The following is a 15,010-nucleotide window of genomic DNA, read 5'->3' on the forward strand; positions in this document are numbered from 1 at the left end:
CCTCAATATAATGCAAGCTGTTCCGGTCCTTTGATGACCTTCCGTTGAAGGATCAATCTTCTTCCTAAATCGATTGCCTCTGTTTTAGCCTTTAGTCTTTTCGTTTGATCTTCGATTCCATCAAGGTCGGCCACATGAGAGAGTCCGACTGTGCGCCTGATGATTTCACAGCCTGCAAAGCCAATGGAATCTTCAAAGATTTCTCCAAGGATATGATCGAGATACCCGGCTGTGGTGGAATAGGTTTCCTGATTGTGTGCAAGCCAGAGTTCCGTGAATTCAGAGGAGAAAACATTCCATGTTTCTGTGATGATCTTCAGTCTTCCTGCATGGTCTTCCTTTGGCCTTGACAGTGAATTCAATAGGATATTCGCAAAGAATTGCCCTATATCAAAACCGATAGGTCCATAGAATGCAAATTCAGGATCAATGATCTTTGTGTCATCTTTTTTTACAAAAATACTCCCGGTATGGAGATCTCCATGAAGAAGGGCATCAGCCTGCGTCAAAAACTTCCTTTTCAGTTTCCCTGCTTCTAGTCTTACCACGTGATCATTCCACAAAGCCTCAACCTTTTCCCTTAGCTCTTCTTCAAAATTATTGCTGTCATGGTCATAGAATGGATCTGTAAACACAAGGTCCTCTGTGATCTTGCATAATTCAGGGTTGATGAAACGCCCGACAAGTTCTTTCTTCTCCTTCCCATTCAATCCAAAATCAGACGTGAAAAAGAGCGTCTTTGCAAGGTAGGTACCAACATGCTTGGGCAGGAGTGGATAGGCTTCTCCTTCAATCAAGCCTTTTCTTAAAATCTTGTAATCTGATAAATCTTCCATTACCGTCACAGCGAGTTCTTCGTCTGTATACAATACCTGTGGAACCGATTCTGGTGTGAACTCACTGAACTTTTTTAGGGCACAGCTTTCAATTTGCGCACGTTTCAGCGTAAGGGGCATGCTTTCCCCCACTACCTTGGCATATGGGAGTGCCTGCTTGATGATGACTGATTTTTCGTAAAGCCGGCTGCCGATCCTGAACACATAGTTAAGATTGCCGTCGCCGATCTCACTGCAGAGTAACTCTTCGTTTTCATCAAAGAAGCCCAATGACCTGGCTAACTCCACTGCACTATTTTCAGTTAAAGGATAATATCCGCTTTGTTTTACGATTGCCAATGTAAATTCCTCCTTGGTTAACAAGGCTTTTCAGCAAGGTAAAAAGCCTCTTTCATTCAGAAAGAGGCTTGAAGACGTTGTATGGACTTCGCACCTCTTATCTGCCAGAAAGATTGCTCTTTCTGTTGGAAGTAGCACCGTGCTGTCAGGTGTAACCAGCGATTTAACAAAACGCTCCAGTCTTGCTGGTGACAGTCGGTTGCTGGGCTTCATCGGGCCAAATCCCTCCGCCTACTCTTGATAAGAGAATGTCATATTTGATTTTTCTGAACATTTTTATTAATCCTGATGAACATTAAACTAAGTTTCGGTTTGAATGTCAATAGTTTTTTGAAATTTTAAGTTGAAGATGCTTTTTTACTGAAAAGGGTCGTTTTATTTAAACGCAGTGATAATGCGACAGGCTGTTTAAAACAGAACTACGGGTGAATAGTCTGAGATAGTCGCAATTAAGAAGTAATTGCGACTATCTGCCGGGTGAATTCCCTCTTATAGTCACGATTCAGGTGTAATTGCGACAGGACCCTGAGAAATATACAAGATCGAGTCGCAATCCGAGCGTTATTGCGACAGAAGTCCTCGCAGAATAACAAAATGTGTCGCAAATCCCGGTTTTCAGGACAGAATCCAGTATGAAATCCTTGGCTGTGTCGCGATTTCTGTTTATGCAAAAAAACTGGGTCAAGATTACTGACAAGGTTCAATCAATAAAGCTCCGGCCTGCGGTCCTGGAATATCGGGATCTGCTTTCTCACTTGCTTGACTTTCTCCAAATCTAACTCGGCCGTGATGATGTCAGTCCCTTCTTCTGCTTCCGCAAGGACCTCTCCCCACGGATCGATGATCATCGAATGTCCGGCAAATTCATTGTTCGGGTCGCTGCCGCTGCGGTTGCAGGCAACTATATAGCATTGATTTTCAATTGCTCTTGCCAAAAGAAGCGTCCGCCAGTGATTGACGCGGGCCAATGGCCATTCCGCCACAACATATAGCACTTCCGCCCCGCCCGTTGTGTGGGTCCGCAGCCACTCGGGAAATCGGATATCGTAACAGATAAAGGCAGCGGACGGGACTCCTTCAATCGTCACGGCACCGCTATTGTTTCCTGCAGATAAGTAGTGATGCTCATCCATCAGTTTGAATAAGTGCACCTTGCTGTATTCACCCAGGACGCCGCCGGTTCTGTCGAACGAATATAATGTGTTGGTTACACTTTCTCCGCTCTTTTTGGCAACAGAACCTCCGACAATATTGGTATTATATTTTTTTGCCAGACCAGCTAGGAACTCCTTTGACTGGATTCCTTCATTATCGGCTATTTCATCCAGCCTTGTCAGGTCATATCCCGTGGTCCATAATTCTGGAAGGACGACCACCTCGATGTTTTTATCTTTCTCAAACAACCTTTGAAATTCCTGAGAGACATTTTTTCGGTTCTCTTCGGGACGTCCATACTGTATATCCAACTGCAAGCATGCTATCCTTAAACCCATAGTACTCCTCCTCGCAATATTCAAAAAATTAGCTAGACTTTTTTTCCTTAACCATATAACATAAGCTACTAGAATTTCAAGAATCTTTCAAAAGGAGCTTCTTATGAAAAATTTCAAACATTCCCAAACCCTAAAAGATCTCCCTCAGCAGTTCTTTGCAAAGCTGGTCAAAGACGTGAATGAAGTGACTTCTAAAGGTCATGATGTGATTAATTTAGCCCAGGGAAATCCTGATCAGCCTACGCCCGAACATATCGTTCGTTCCGCACAGGCAGCAGTCTCGAATCCCCTGTTCCATAAATACTCCCCATTTCGCGGCTACTCTTTTATGAAAGAGGCGGCAGCTGAATTTTACAAACGTGAATATAATGTTGATATTGACCCTGAAACAGAAGTTGCCGTGCTGTTCGGAGGAAAAGCCGGACTGATCGAGGTCAGCCAGTGCCTGCTTGATGAAGGAGATATCGCTTTGGTTCCCGACCCCGGGTACCCTGATTACTGGTCAGGTGTTTCGCTTGCCCGTGCAGAAATGGCTCCGATGCCGCTCCGGGTGGAAAATGATTTCCTTCCCGACTACTCAGAAATAGTTGAAGATGTTCTGCAGGCTGCTAAACTAATGTTTTTGAATTATCCTAACAACCCGACGGGAGCTATTGCCACTTCGAATTTTTTTGAAGAAACCGTGAAGCTCGCGAAGGAAAATGACATCTGTGTCGTTCACGACTTGGCCTACGGGGCAATTGGATTTGATGGTGAAAAGCCTTTGAGCTACCTGCAAACGGAGGGTGCCAAGGATGTCGGCATCGAGATTTATACTCTTTCCAAAACCTATAACATGGCCGGCTGGAGGGCAGGTTTTGCTGTTGGCAATCCAAGTGTGATTGAAGCTTTGAACCTCCTCCAGGATCACCTGCATGTCAGCTTGTTCGGCGGCGTCCAAGAAGCTGCTGCTACTGCTTTGACATCATCGCAGGAGTGTGTGGAAGAACTGGTCTCCTTGTATGAATCGAGACGCAACTTCCTTGTCGACCGCTTGGAAGAGATCGGGTGGGTTGTTGATCCGCCGAAAGGATCATTCTTTGCCTGGCTGCCTGTACCTGAAGGGTTCACCTCTGAATCCTTTTTCAAAAAGCTGCTTGAAGAAGCTCATGTCGCTGTCGCCCCGGGTATCGGATTCGGTGACCATGGCGAGGGCTATGTAAGAGTCGGCCTGCTTCGTGACGAAGAGGTTTTGGCGGAGGCTGTACGGAGAATCGGTAAGCTGGGCCTATTTTCAAAAAAATGATTGACAACATTTCCAACAAGTGTCATAATCCTTTTTGAAATTAACAAAAAATAAATACAATTTCTATTCTTATCAAGAGCAGGCGGAGGGACTAGCCCAATGATGCCCGGCAACCGACTTTAGAGCACGGTGCTAATTCTTGCAGCAGTAATGCTGAGAGATAAGAGTTCTATTTTTACTGTAAAAATAAAACCTCTTCCTCAGCGGGAAGAGGTTTTTTTATTTGGAATGTGGAGATTTTTGCGAAAGGAGCATCAACTATGTCAAACGTTACAGCGGTCTACACTGTTCATGGGCCGACAGACCATCTTGAGAAAAAAGCAGAAGGAATCGCCTTGGGGTTGACGGTTGGGTCATGGACCGATCTTCCTCTGCTGGAACAGAAACAGCTTCAACGCCACAAAGGCCGTGTTGTTTCTGTCGAGGCCTTGGAAGAAAACAAGGGCCTCATTAAAATTTATTATCCGGCAGCCAATTTCAGCAGCGACCTTCCTGCTCTATTGACAACAGTATTCGGAAAGCTCTCACTTGATGGGAAAATTAAATTGACTGACCTGATATTTTCGGAAGAACTAAAATCAGCCTTTCCAGGACCAGGTTATGGTATTGAAGGCATAAGGCAGAGATTGAATAAATATGATACCCCGCTTTTAATGAGCATTTTTAAAAGTGTTATCGGAAAAGACCTGGACTTTTTCTCGGAACAACTAAGAGATCAGGCGCTTGGCGGGATTGACATTGTGAAGGATGACGAAATTCTCTTTGACAATCCGCTTACACCTTTTGCAAAAAGAATAATAAAAGCTAAGAAGGTTCTTGACGCAGTATACGATGAGACCGGACACCGCACTTTGTACGCTGTTAATTTATCCGGTAAAACGTTTGATTTAAAAGAAAAAGCAATACGCGCAAAAGAATTGGGAGCGGATCTTCTTCTCTTCAACGTCTTTGCCTATGGTCTTGATGTACTGCAGGCACTTCGGGAAGAACAGGAAATCGGGCTGCCGATCATGGCGCATCCTGCGGTGAGCGGTGCTTTGACATCGTCTCCCTATTATGGATTTTCCCATCCGCTTCTTTTAGGAAAACTGCTTCGCTATGCAGGAGCCGATTTATCTCTCTTCCCTTCCCCTTACGGAAGTGTCGCGTTGGAAAAGGAAGCCGCCCTCGGGATAGCAAGTGAATTGACTTTAGAAGATCCGTATTTCAAAAGAGCTTTCCCTATTCCGTCTGCAGGGATCCATCCTGGATTGACGACGCTTTTGTATAAAGATTTTGGAGCAGATAGTGTCATCAATGCCGGAGGCGGTGTCCATGGCCATCCACTGGGTGCGGCAGGAGGCGGAAAAGCATTCAATCAAGCCATCAATGCAGTGGTGAATGGTATTCCTCTGTCAGAAGCTGCAAAGGAACATCAAGAGCTGCAGCAGGCCTTGAATCTCTGGGGATTAAGTGAGGTATCAGTATGAGTCGTTTGAAAATATTTTGTGACTTTGATGGAACAATCACGACGACCGATAACATCATTTCTTTAATGAAAAATTTTGCTCCCCCTGAATGGAATGAGATAAAAGATTTAATCCTTGCTCAGGACATATCAATCAAGGAGGGTGTCGGAAGGATGTTCAGGCTTCTTCCCTCCTCTTCACGGGATGAACTGGTCCAATATTTGCTTGATACTCATCAGTTCCGCCATGGTTTCAAGGATTTTATTGATTGGGCACAGCAGCAAAACATAGATTTAAAGATTGTCAGCGGGGGCATTGGTTTCTTTGTGGAACCGATTTTGGATGGAATAGTACCGCCTGAACATGTGTACTGCAACAGCGCTGATTTTTCAGAAGAAACTATCAGGATTACCTGGCCTCATTCTTGTGATGAGGACTGCAATAATGAATGCGGCTGCTGCAAAACGAGCATTATCCGTCAAGAGGCGGAACCAGGCGACTTTGTCGTCATGATCGGGGATTCAATCACAGATTTGGAAGGAGCCAAAATGGCGGATCTCGTCTTTGCCTGTGATGATTTCCTTGCGGACAAATGCAGGGAATTAGGATTGAATTACGGGCGCTTTGAATCGTTTGATGAAATCATAACTGAGTTGGAAGAGATGAATAGAAAGGCTGAGGCGCATGGTCAATTATCTTAAGCAATGGAATGAATTAAGTGAAGTAAAGGTTGAGCTTGCGGAGCGGGACTGGTTCTACGGCACGAGCGGCAACCTATCCATCCTCGTCGGCGGCTCCCCTCTTACCTTCCTTGTGACGGCAAGCGGTAAGGACAAAAGAAAGACCACTTCAGAAGATTTTCTCCTTGTCGATGCTGAAGGAAAACCGGCTGAGGATACACATTTGAAACCATCGGCAGAAACGCTGCTTCATTTGGAAATCTACCGTCGTACAAACGCCGGCTGCTCCCTCCATGTCCATACGGTCGATAACAATGTCATATCAGAGTTCTATGGTGACAGAGGCGAGGTCGTGTTTAAGGGACAGGAAATCATCAAAGCATTTGGTCTTTGGGAAGAAAACGCGGAGCTTCGACTCCCTATCATACCGAATCACGCAGATATCCCCCTTCTGGCCAGTGAACTGGTACCGCATATCCACAATGACAACGGTGCTGTGCTGATTCGCAATCACGGAATCACGGTATGGGGAAAAGATGCTTTTGAAGCAAAGAAGCATCTGGAAGCTTATGAGTTTTTATTCAATTATCATGTGAAACTACTTACTTTGCGCCAAGCTGCGCTTACCTAATAGGAGGAATTATTATGGCTGTCATTAAAGTGAGAAACACAGGAGAAACCATTTCAGGTGAAGAAAACGTGAGAGATTTTTTGGCAAATCAGGAAGTGCTTTATGAGTATTGGGATATTACAAAACTTCCTGCTGAGCTGCGTGACCGCTGCCAGATCACGGATGAAGAAAAGCAAACAGTCATTGATACGTTTGAAAGCGAAATTAAATCTTTGGCAGAACGCCGCGGTTACGGCAGCTGGGATGTTGTTGCCCTATCGGAAGCAACACCAAATATCGAGGAGCTTTTGAAGAAATTCGAGCAGGTTCATACCCACACAGAGGATGAAGTGCGTGCCATCACGGCCGGCCATGGGATATTCATCATTAAAGGTTCTGACGAAACTGGCTATTTTGATGTAGAACTCGAGCCTGGAGATGTCATCTCTGTTCCTGAAGGAAACCCTCACTTCTTTACACTGATGGATGACAAACAAGTCGTGGCTGTACGCCTGTTCATCGATTCTACAGGCTGGGTGGCACATCCCTTTAAAGATCCTCAATTTCAGCAATCCTGATGACTTTTTAGCCGGCGGACTTGGTTCGCTGCCTTATTTTGTTGGCATGTTGGCCTAATAATGATTAACCGGGCCAATGAGAGATGAGTATGTGAGAGATGTTGGCCCGTAAAACGAGTAAACGGGCCATTGAGATTAGAATATGTGAGTGGTATTGGCCCGTAAAGTGGATAAATGGGCCATTGAGATACAATAATTTTAGAGATACTGGCCCGTAAAACGATTAATCGGCCCAATGAGATACGTAAATGTCCATGATATTGGCCCATTCACAAGATGGGTTTAAGGTATTCGGCTGTTGCATCATAAGACAGAGCAATTATGTCTATAATCAACAAATCACCCGGCAGCTTCTTTCTGCCGGGTAATCTTTAAAAGGTTTTCGCTAAATCTTTCGCACGGGCAATCCCGTTTTCTTTAATTTCCTGTGCTTTGTCAGGCATTGCATTGTGACCTTCAATGAACAATCCTTCAAAAGATGGAACACCGAAGAATTGCATTATGATGTCAAGGTAGCGGTGCCCCATTTCCATCTGGGCTGCCGGTCCTTCTGAATAGATTCCGCCTCGGGCCTGGATGTGGAGTGCTTTTTTATCTGTAAGCAACCCTATTGGACCTTCAGCTGTATACTTAAACGCTTTTCCTGCCACAGCCACTGAGTCGATATAAGCTTTCATGACAGGAGGGAATGAAAAGTTCCATAATGGAGTGACAAAAATATATTTGTCTGCTGATACAAATTGCTCGCTTAATTCAGAAAGTCTGCCCACTTTTGCCTTTTCTTCTTCAGAAAGTTCTTCAAAACCTGATCCTTTTTGAAGTTTTCCCCACCCTGCAAAGACATCGACATCTATTTGGGGGATATGCTCTTTATATAAGTCCACATGAATGACTTCATCGGATGGATTGCTCTCTTTATAAGATTCAATGAATGCTTTTCCTGCGGCCATACTGAATGACTCTTTATCATCGTGTGGGTGGGCAGTGATGTATAAAACTTTAGCCATATGCTGATCGTTCCCTTCTAAGTAAATTGACAGTTTAGTTTTTGTTCTTAGACATCCTTTTATTCAATTGAGGACGTCTAATCTATAACAAAATATATTTACCCGGGAATAAAATGATTAATCGCTTAAGCCGGAAATCGAGACTTAAGTCATGCCATCAAAACTGAAATAAAAAGAAGCTGGCACAAAAACCAGCTTCTTTTAAAACAAATTCTCATTAATGAATTTTATTCTTCCCCATTTACCTCATAAGGATTGGCGCCGAGGTTTTTTCTTGCTTCCGGTGTCAGGACGAAACGTTCGTCATTCTGTACACCATTTTCAGCTCCTGCATTTGGGCTGATTGTACCATCATAGTGCAGCGGTTTGTTTTCCATGTGTATTTCCTCCTGATAAAAAAGTATTATGTAGTATCTCCTTCATTCTACCATTTTATTTACGGAAATATCAGTCTTTTCCAGAAAATTTTTTAAGAAACTGCCGCTGGTTGTTTTTTAAGGAGATTGTCTTTTTCCCTGAAAACAGTCAGGAAGTAGATGGCTCCAATAAAATAAATGCAGCCTGTGATGGCAAATACAATGGAATAGCCCCAATAGGATCCATATGCAGCAACAATATATGTGGAAACCGGTCCCATCGTCGCCCAGCCGAAAGAGAAGGCCATCTGGCTCAGTGAGTTGGCAATCCCTTTTTTATCATCTGGTACTTTCTTCATCATCAATGCCATTTGTATAGGATTTCCGGCATTCATGAGGGCCTGTCTGAACAGAAATCCAAATACCGCAATATATAAATTCGTTGTAATGCCTGTCAAAATCAAGAACGGCAAGGATAATAACTGTAATAAGACGACAGCCTTCACTTCACCGAATTTATTGACTACGGCCGGGCCGATAATCATGGCTATGGCCGTTGCTCCCTGGCCCAGAGATAAAATGAAGCCTATGGCTGAATGTGAAGTTTGAAACCGATCGGCAAAATATAGGTTTAGATATGGGACGACAAGCCCGGAACCAATACCGATGATGAGCTGTGCTCCTACAAAAAGGAATACCAGCTTCCACTGCTTTCCTTTCCCCTTCCAAAGTTCTTTATCAAGCAGTTTCTTCTTTTGTTGAATGACTTCTTCTTTCATTAAAAAGATAGGAATTAAACCTGCGGTATAGAAAGCACCACCCAAGATCAAGGTGATCCGTAAACTGTTCAATGAATCAATACCTATAAGGGAAAGAAAATCAGAAAGGACTCCTCCCGTAAGGTTACCAATAACATTAGCTGCCATCATGACGGCAAAGTGAAAACTGAATAAATGAACTCTCTCTTTTTCATTGGAATTTTCCGCAAGCCATGGAATCATGCTTACCTGAATGAATGCCATGGACGCCCCGCTGCCGAATGCCAGCAGGACAAGAACCATTTCCCCTTCAAAGAAAGATCTTGTAAAAAGCGTTATCGCAGCAAGCGCAGCTCCTGCCATAATAGCTTTCTTTCTTCCCCATCGATCACTTAAAAATCCTGCAGGAACAAGAAAAATCGTTTGTGCCAAAGCTGTCATTGCGATTACATTCCCATTGGTCAGCTCACTGTAGCCTAATTCTCTTAAATATAAATTATAAAGTGTCATAAATACGCCTAAGCCGATTTGGGTCAATAAGTTGGCAGCAATCGCCATTTTGACATTGTAATTATAGCTTTTGTAGTTGCTCACACACTCTTGCAAATATGCTCTCATTATGAATGTTTCCGCCTCATTTCCTATTTTTCCTATTAAATAGTAAAACAATATTTCGGGAATGGAAACATTTTTTTAGAGGATCGTGACGTTTTTTTACAGCAACAGGGTATATATTTACCGAAAATGTCACATATTCAGTTCATGGTTTACAGATACTACCACTGAGAAATTGAAGGAGGTCCATCATGAAGAAAATGCCTATGACATCGGTGACCAGCGGCCTGGGAATAGAAGTGCTTCCAGACCTTTACTGTTATAACGTTCAAATTGTAAATATCGCTTTCATTGGGAACCCACAAGAAAGCAGCGAATTCATATTAGTCGATGCCGGCATGCCGGATTCACATGAAAAAATCATCGAAGCAGCCAAAGAAAGATTCGGTGAGAATGCTTTATGTAAAGCAATTATCCTGACACATGGCCACTTTGACCATGTGGGGGCCCTGAAAGGCCTTCTTGAGGTGTGGGATGTCCCGGTCTATGCTCATACAGCTGAGAAACCATTCCTTAATGGGGAAAGCAGCTATCCCCCTCCGAACACGGATGCAGAAGGATTGGTGGCTAAAATGTCATCTATGTTTCCCCGCCACAGCATAGATGTCTCTTCCAATTTGCGTATCCTTCCTGAAGATGGGTCCATTCCTGTTCTGCCTGGATGGAGATACATCCACACCCCGGGCCATACACCGGGACATATCTCCTTATTCAGGGATGAGGATAAGGCGCTTGTAGCAGGAGACGCCTTCATTAATGTCGAGCAGGAGAAGCTTTATGAGGTCCTTACCCAAAAGCAGGAAATCCATGGCCCCCCTCAATATTTTACAGTGGATTGGCAGGCCGCGTGGAATTCGGTCAAAACCCTGTCTGAATTAAAACCGCTTCTTGCTGTAGTAGGGCATGGCCTTCCTCTTGCTGATGATGAATTGACAACAAACCTGGACCGGCTTGCAAGGGATTTTGGAGCAACGGAAATTCCTGAAAATAAAAAATAAGTAAACAATACAAAAGAGGCTGAAGTATTTCCAGCCTCTTTACTTTATTTTCCCTTGCTCTCTTTTTCTTTAGTCAGTTTAAGAATCCTTGAGAAAATCCACACGATCAGAGTGACAACCACTACAGGAATGAAGATGATCAGATAAATGATGACGTTCTCAAAAAGTGGACTATCCTCATCCTTTCCAATTTGATGATCAACTGATGCGGTTTCGATATATTTTGAATGGAAGAAGGGTTGCCCTTCTGTCGATTCATTGTTACATTGACATGCCTCGCTGTCCGCTGGAAAAGAAAGTCCAGCCATACATAAAGATAGAAAAAGCATGAGTGAGAGTACAATTATCTTCCTTTTCATGGATTTCCCACCTTTCTTATATAAGATAGTTATATTCACTTGGATAGGCACAGGTTTCGTATTACTCAATAGGATGTAAAGGAAGTTTGAAAATGATGATTGCTGAAAGGAAGGTATTTCTTAGTGAATAATTTGTATCCATATTACATGAATGGAATGAGCCCTGACACCATGCAATCAACTCCCGGATCATCGGGTTATATGGATCAGGATAATTGGAATCCTTACCGGATGACAGGCAATATGTACGGTTCGGGTGCAGGATTGAGTCCTTTGCAGATGTCTGGAATAGATGAAGAAGAATTGACACCATATAACATGTCAGATATGTATGGAATGCAGCAAAGCCAGAATCCTTTTACTATGGACGGAATGCAGCAAGGCACCGGTATGCAGCAGGGCCAGAGCCCTTATGATATTTACGGGTCGCAGCAAGGAATGGACACGTCAGGAATGTATGGAATGCAGCAGGGTGGTGCCCCTTCCCAAATGTCCTCACAGAATCCATATCCTATGGGAATGAACCCAGGTCAGATGGGCGGAAGTTCTTTTGGAAACAACTACACCTATACGCCTGCTACACCATATGGTCCTCAGTACGGATATTCCCCGCAGGAGGGCTTTAAGCCTCAATTCATGCAGGGGCAAGGAAGCTCAGGTTATGGTTCGGGACTTCCTTATGGACCATATCAGGTGGGACCGACTGAAGGGTATTATGCCCCTGGTCCCCCATATGCGGGAGGCTCTCCATCCCAAGGGTACGGCATGCCAGGACCATTCGGCATGAATCCTGGTGCAGGGAGAAGATTTTTCTGGTAAAATAGATGGCCGGCAGAGCGGGAGTTCCTGCTCTGTTTTTTTAGGTGCCTTGACAGCAAAGGTGCCTAAAAATGGCAAACCTCAAAACGGTTTCCATCTGGATCATCAAATGTGAAGAAGGTTACTGTTCCGTCATGGTCGAGTTCCCCTACTTCGACTCCCTTCCCTTTCAATTTTAACTGAGTTTCCTCAATGGCGTCTGAAAATAGGATGGGTTTAACCGTGGAGAGTCCTGTTTCTCCCTCGATAATCGTGATCGGAGTTTCCCCCTGTCCGACTTTGAAAACCACATGGTTCCCTCCATCATAAATATCTTCCAATTCAAGCACTTCACTATACCATTGTCTTGCAGCTTCTATGTCTTTAACATTTAAAATGACTGTATCCAGTTTGGCAAACATATTTATTCCCCCTCTTAAAATGTCCACTATCCTGTTTTTCCTTCTCTTCTTTTATTTAAACAAAGATAAGTGTCCGACCTTTTCTTTCGCCTCTGACTTTGGCATTGGAGGAAGTGCGGCCACAGTCAGTGAACCTGATTCGATTTCAGTCCTGCCGCTGTCCCTGACTGTGTAATAACCTTGCTCTGCAAGCTTTTCCAGGTCTTTCTGCCTTCCCCTCAGTACGATTTTGGTCATACCGGTTTGATACCAGTAAATGAAGTTCTCGCGGTATTCGGGAAATGCAGATGAATCGGAAAGGATGTCTATTGTGCTGATGGTTGCTGCATGCGCTGTCTGTGCCCCTATCTTACCTGCAGACATATTTAAATCTTTATTCACGATAAAGTATTGAACAATTTCGCTGTTAGGCAAGAAAATCCTCCTTTCATTGTGGTTTTATCTAAAATAATTGGACATGTTTTCCTATTCATATAAAGAAGTGTGCTTTTCCTTAAGCCTTGTCAGTTCTTTATAAATATCCGTGATTTCATCGATCTTCATTCTGACGAGCCCGCTTGAAGAAGGGGCGACGAAATCAGTGACACCCTCCACTACAGAATCTTCTTGTACTCCCCATTCAATTTGACGCTTTTGAGAAAACTGCTGATAAACGCCTTTTCCGACATAACAGGCTATTTTAGGTGAGAAGGTTTTGAGTTTATTCTTTAAGATGAGTCTTCCCTCTTTGTACTCCTCTTTTGTAATGTCCGCTGCCTCTTTAGTCGGCCTTTCAACAATATTGGTGAGCCCGTAGCCAAGTTCCAGCAATTGTGAATCTTCTTCAGGTGCATACTGCCTCGGTGTAAGGCCTGAAAGATGAAGAATCTTCCAGAAACGATTGCTGCGGTTTGCGTAGTTATGTCCTGATTCGCCGGATTTCAAGCTGGGATTGAAGCCGATAAAAACAATATCCAGGTCCTTCCTAAGGTGATCGGGCAATGGCTGCATATTTCTCCTCCTTTGAGTCCTCCCTTTATCGCTTTAAAGCGCGAAGGGGGACAGTCCCTTTTTGTACATTTATTTTAACGTACTAATGGAATCCTAAACAAATCTGTAAGGAGGTTTTCCGGTAATATCCTTAACGCATGGTACATAAACCAATTAAATAATGAAAAGGATAATTATGAAAGGAGGCGGATTACATTGACGAATAAAAATGATAACCGTGAACGAAAGAATAAATATCCTAGAAATAAAGTATTCAATGAAGAATTTGCTAAGGATGCCACAATAAGAAGCGAGATAACGCAGCAGGACATAAAAAATAAGCTCAAATAAAAGAGGCAATTCCTGTTCTCAGAAACAGGAATTGCTTTTTGCTTGCTATTTTTATCCGCCCAGCTTCTCCGCTTCTTTAACTCTTACAGTTTCTGAGTCTCCCGTGTTGTAACCTATCACTACAGAAGAAAGAAGGTCTATATCTTCAAGAATTTCCTTTTTTAGTTCATGGTTATCACATCTTTGATATTCCTCTTTAAGGCGTCCGAGTTCCCTTGAGAATAACGCCTGTTCCATCTCAAATGTCATGTTATAAAACCCTTTCAAGAAATTGATTTTAAAAAGATGAATAAAAAATAAAAAGCCGAAAAGAACAGGGGTTTCCTGCTCTCTTCGGCTTATGTCCGGCAAAGTCATTCCGGTTCATTACTGCCATTTATTCGTTTGGTTTCAATATAAATGATATGACACTATTATCCAGTTCGAAGTTCCAGTCAACAAAGACATCTTGAATCCCTGCATTCAGTACAGAAGCAAAATGCGTACTGTTCAACAGCAATTCACCTTCAAGCTGTCTCTTCGCAACTCTTAGTTTCTCATCAAAGCCAAGGGAGATTAATTGCTTTTCAATTGGCACGAGAATCCCTTTTCTGATAACAATCAATGTTCTGTCACTCAACTTATAAGAAAACGTTTCATCCGGTGCCTTTTCAGCCTGCCGGCTTATTGAGACAATTTCCTGATTTACCTCACTCTGACCATTGTAATGTGTCCTGTTATCCTCATCTAAAATGGTCAAATCAGAACCAACACCGACAAAAACACCGGATCGGTTGTCAAGATTCCAGTCATAATAAATATGCTGAATATCCAAGTCGGTAAGGCCTTTGATCTGACCCCTGATCTCGGGGTCAATCGATTTCATTAAGTATTCACGTGTCGTTTTAACAGTCAGATCCTGTCCCTGTTCAAGCAGTACCTGCTCCATTGCAGAAATAAAGCCTTTAATATAAACAAGTACATAAGGGTCGGAAATAGTAACAAAAATCGCTTCAGGGCCCTTCCCGAATTTATCCCTGAGAAGCTTTCCAAAATTATTTGCCAGTTTAGTTTGTTGAGTTTTAATATCCATAAAGTAAAACATCCTTTTTAAAGAAAGAAGCATCGT

General features: G+C 43.2%; 19 protein-coding genes and 2 riboswitches. Of the genes, 8 read left to right on the forward strand and 11 right to left on the reverse strand.

What is annotated here, in order from left to right; genetic code table 11:
* Positions 1-2 precede the first annotated feature (2 nt).
* Together mtnK and ACOJQI_RS10110 are read right to left on the reverse strand one after the other, a co-directional pair.
* A complete protein-coding gene (gene mtnK / locus ACOJQI_RS10105; RefSeq protein ID WP_421385092.1) occupies positions 3-1,175 on the reverse strand; it encodes an S-methyl-5-thioribose kinase in 1,173 nt (390 codons plus the stop codon).
* Positions 1,176-1,269: 94 nt separating this feature from the next.
* A riboswitch (SAM riboswitch) is annotated at positions 1,270-1,422 on the reverse strand.
* Between the two features lie 457 nt (positions 1,423-1,879).
* Positions 1,880-2,668 carry a carbon-nitrogen family hydrolase gene (locus tag ACOJQI_RS10110; RefSeq protein WP_421385093.1) on the reverse strand — a complete coding sequence of 263 codons (789 nt, stop codon included), beginning with the start codon at positions 2,666-2,668 and terminating at the stop codon, positions 1,880-1,882.
* Positions 2,669-2,771: 103 nt separating this feature from the next.
* Here ACOJQI_RS10110 and ACOJQI_RS10115 point away from each other — a divergent pair, with 103 nt between their 5' ends.
* The 5 genes from ACOJQI_RS10115 (at position 2,772) to ACOJQI_RS10135 (ending at position 7,269) form a co-directional block, all read left to right on the forward strand.
* On the forward strand, positions 2,772-3,953 hold the full coding sequence (locus tag ACOJQI_RS10115; protein ID WP_421385094.1) for a pyridoxal phosphate-dependent aminotransferase: 1,182 nt from the start codon (positions 2,772-2,774) through the stop codon (positions 3,951-3,953).
* A gap of 66 nt (positions 3,954-4,019) precedes the next feature.
* Positions 4,020-4,120, forward strand: a riboswitch (SAM riboswitch).
* A 93-nt stretch (positions 4,121-4,213) separates the two neighbouring features.
* On the forward strand, positions 4,214-5,422 hold the full coding sequence (locus ACOJQI_RS10120) for a 2,3-diketo-5-methylthiopentyl-1-phosphate enolase (protein ID WP_421385095.1): 1,209 nt from the start codon (positions 4,214-4,216) through the stop codon (positions 5,420-5,422).
* Positions 5,419-6,102 carry a 2-hydroxy-3-keto-5-methylthiopentenyl-1-phosphate phosphatase gene (locus ACOJQI_RS10125; protein WP_421385096.1) on the forward strand — a complete coding sequence of 228 codons (684 nt, stop codon included), beginning with the start codon at positions 5,419-5,421 and terminating at the stop codon, positions 6,100-6,102. Before ACOJQI_RS10120 ends, ACOJQI_RS10125 begins: the two co-directional genes overlap by 4 nt.
* The gene (locus ACOJQI_RS10130; protein ID WP_421385097.1) at positions 6,086-6,712 is read left to right on the forward strand and encodes a methylthioribulose 1-phosphate dehydratase; all 627 of its coding nucleotides are present in this window, start codon (positions 6,086-6,088) and stop codon (positions 6,710-6,712) included. The genes ACOJQI_RS10125 and ACOJQI_RS10130 overlap by 17 nt, the downstream gene beginning before the upstream one ends.
* Before the next feature lie 14 nt (positions 6,713-6,726).
* A complete protein-coding gene (locus tag ACOJQI_RS10135; RefSeq protein ID WP_421385098.1) occupies positions 6,727-7,269 on the forward strand; it encodes a cupin domain-containing protein in 543 nt (180 codons plus the stop codon).
* A gap of 371 nt (positions 7,270-7,640) precedes the next feature.
* On the opposite strand, the gene ACOJQI_RS10140 is transcribed toward ACOJQI_RS10135, so the two are convergent.
* From ACOJQI_RS10140 to ACOJQI_RS10150, 3 genes are all read right to left on the reverse strand, one after another.
* Positions 7,641-8,276, reverse strand: a complete 636-nt coding sequence (locus ACOJQI_RS10140; RefSeq protein WP_421385099.1) for an FMN-dependent NADH-azoreductase — start codon at positions 8,274-8,276, stop codon at positions 7,641-7,643.
* A gap of 227 nt (positions 8,277-8,503) precedes the next feature.
* The gene (locus ACOJQI_RS10145; RefSeq protein WP_421385100.1) at positions 8,504-8,653 is read right to left on the reverse strand and encodes a hypothetical protein; all 150 of its coding nucleotides are present in this window, start codon (positions 8,651-8,653) and stop codon (positions 8,504-8,506) included.
* A gap of 92 nt (positions 8,654-8,745) precedes the next feature.
* Positions 8,746-10,008, reverse strand: a complete 1,263-nt coding sequence (locus ACOJQI_RS10150) for an MFS transporter (RefSeq protein WP_421385101.1) — start codon at positions 10,006-10,008, stop codon at positions 8,746-8,748.
* A 188-nt stretch (positions 10,009-10,196) separates the two neighbouring features.
* Here ACOJQI_RS10150 and ACOJQI_RS10155 point away from each other — a divergent pair, with 188 nt between their 5' ends.
* Positions 10,197-11,003 carry an MBL fold metallo-hydrolase gene (locus ACOJQI_RS10155; protein WP_421385102.1) on the forward strand — a complete coding sequence of 269 codons (807 nt, stop codon included), beginning with the start codon at positions 10,197-10,199 and terminating at the stop codon, positions 11,001-11,003.
* Positions 11,004-11,047: 44 nt separating this feature from the next.
* On the opposite strand, the gene ACOJQI_RS10160 is transcribed toward ACOJQI_RS10155, so the two are convergent.
* Entirely contained in the window at positions 11,048-11,362 is a 315-nt protein-coding gene (locus ACOJQI_RS10160; protein ID WP_421385103.1) for a hypothetical protein, read from the reverse strand.
* A gap of 123 nt (positions 11,363-11,485) precedes the next feature.
* On the opposite strand from ACOJQI_RS10160, the gene ACOJQI_RS10165 reads away from it, so the two are divergent.
* Complete coding sequence (locus ACOJQI_RS10165; RefSeq protein ID WP_421385104.1) at positions 11,486-12,181, forward strand: hypothetical protein; 696 nt, start codon at positions 11,486-11,488, stop codon at positions 12,179-12,181.
* 65 nt (positions 12,182-12,246) lie between these two features.
* On the opposite strand, the gene ACOJQI_RS10170 is transcribed toward ACOJQI_RS10165, so the two are convergent.
* The 3 genes from ACOJQI_RS10170 to ACOJQI_RS10180 are packed head-to-tail and all read right to left on the reverse strand — an operon-like array spanning position 12,247 to position 13,572.
* Positions 12,247-12,582, reverse strand: coding sequence for a VOC family protein (locus ACOJQI_RS10170; RefSeq protein WP_421385105.1), 336 nt, complete (start codon positions 12,580-12,582; stop codon positions 12,247-12,249).
* A gap of 51 nt (positions 12,583-12,633) precedes the next feature.
* A complete protein-coding gene (locus ACOJQI_RS10175; RefSeq protein WP_421385106.1) occupies positions 12,634-12,996 on the reverse strand; it encodes an aminoacyl-tRNA hydrolase in 363 nt (120 codons plus the stop codon).
* A gap of 51 nt (positions 12,997-13,047) precedes the next feature.
* Positions 13,048-13,572, reverse strand: coding sequence for a mismatch-specific DNA-glycosylase (locus tag ACOJQI_RS10180; protein WP_421385107.1), 525 nt, complete (start codon positions 13,570-13,572; stop codon positions 13,048-13,050).
* Positions 13,573-13,767: 195 nt separating this feature from the next.
* Here ACOJQI_RS10180 and ACOJQI_RS10185 point away from each other — a divergent pair, with 195 nt between their 5' ends.
* On the forward strand, positions 13,768-13,902 hold the full coding sequence (locus ACOJQI_RS10185) for a hypothetical protein (RefSeq protein ID WP_421385108.1): 135 nt from the start codon (positions 13,768-13,770) through the stop codon (positions 13,900-13,902).
* Between the two features lie 51 nt (positions 13,903-13,953).
* Here ACOJQI_RS10185 and ACOJQI_RS10190 read toward each other — a convergent pair whose 3' ends face one another.
* Both ACOJQI_RS10190 and ACOJQI_RS10195 read right to left on the reverse strand, forming a co-directional pair.
* On the reverse strand, positions 13,954-14,151 hold the full coding sequence (locus ACOJQI_RS10190; RefSeq protein WP_421385109.1) for a hypothetical protein: 198 nt from the start codon (positions 14,149-14,151) through the stop codon (positions 13,954-13,956).
* Between the two features lie 127 nt (positions 14,152-14,278).
* Complete coding sequence (locus tag ACOJQI_RS10195) at positions 14,279-14,974, reverse strand: Na-translocating system protein MpsC family protein (protein WP_421385110.1); 696 nt, start codon at positions 14,972-14,974, stop codon at positions 14,279-14,281.
* Positions 14,975-15,010: the final 36 nt, after the last annotated feature.

It is taken from the genome of Bacillus salacetis, assembly GCF_049177075.1.
GTDB classification, from domain to species: domain Bacteria; phylum Bacillota; class Bacilli; order Bacillales; family Bacillaceae_B; genus Rossellomorea; species Rossellomorea salacetis_A.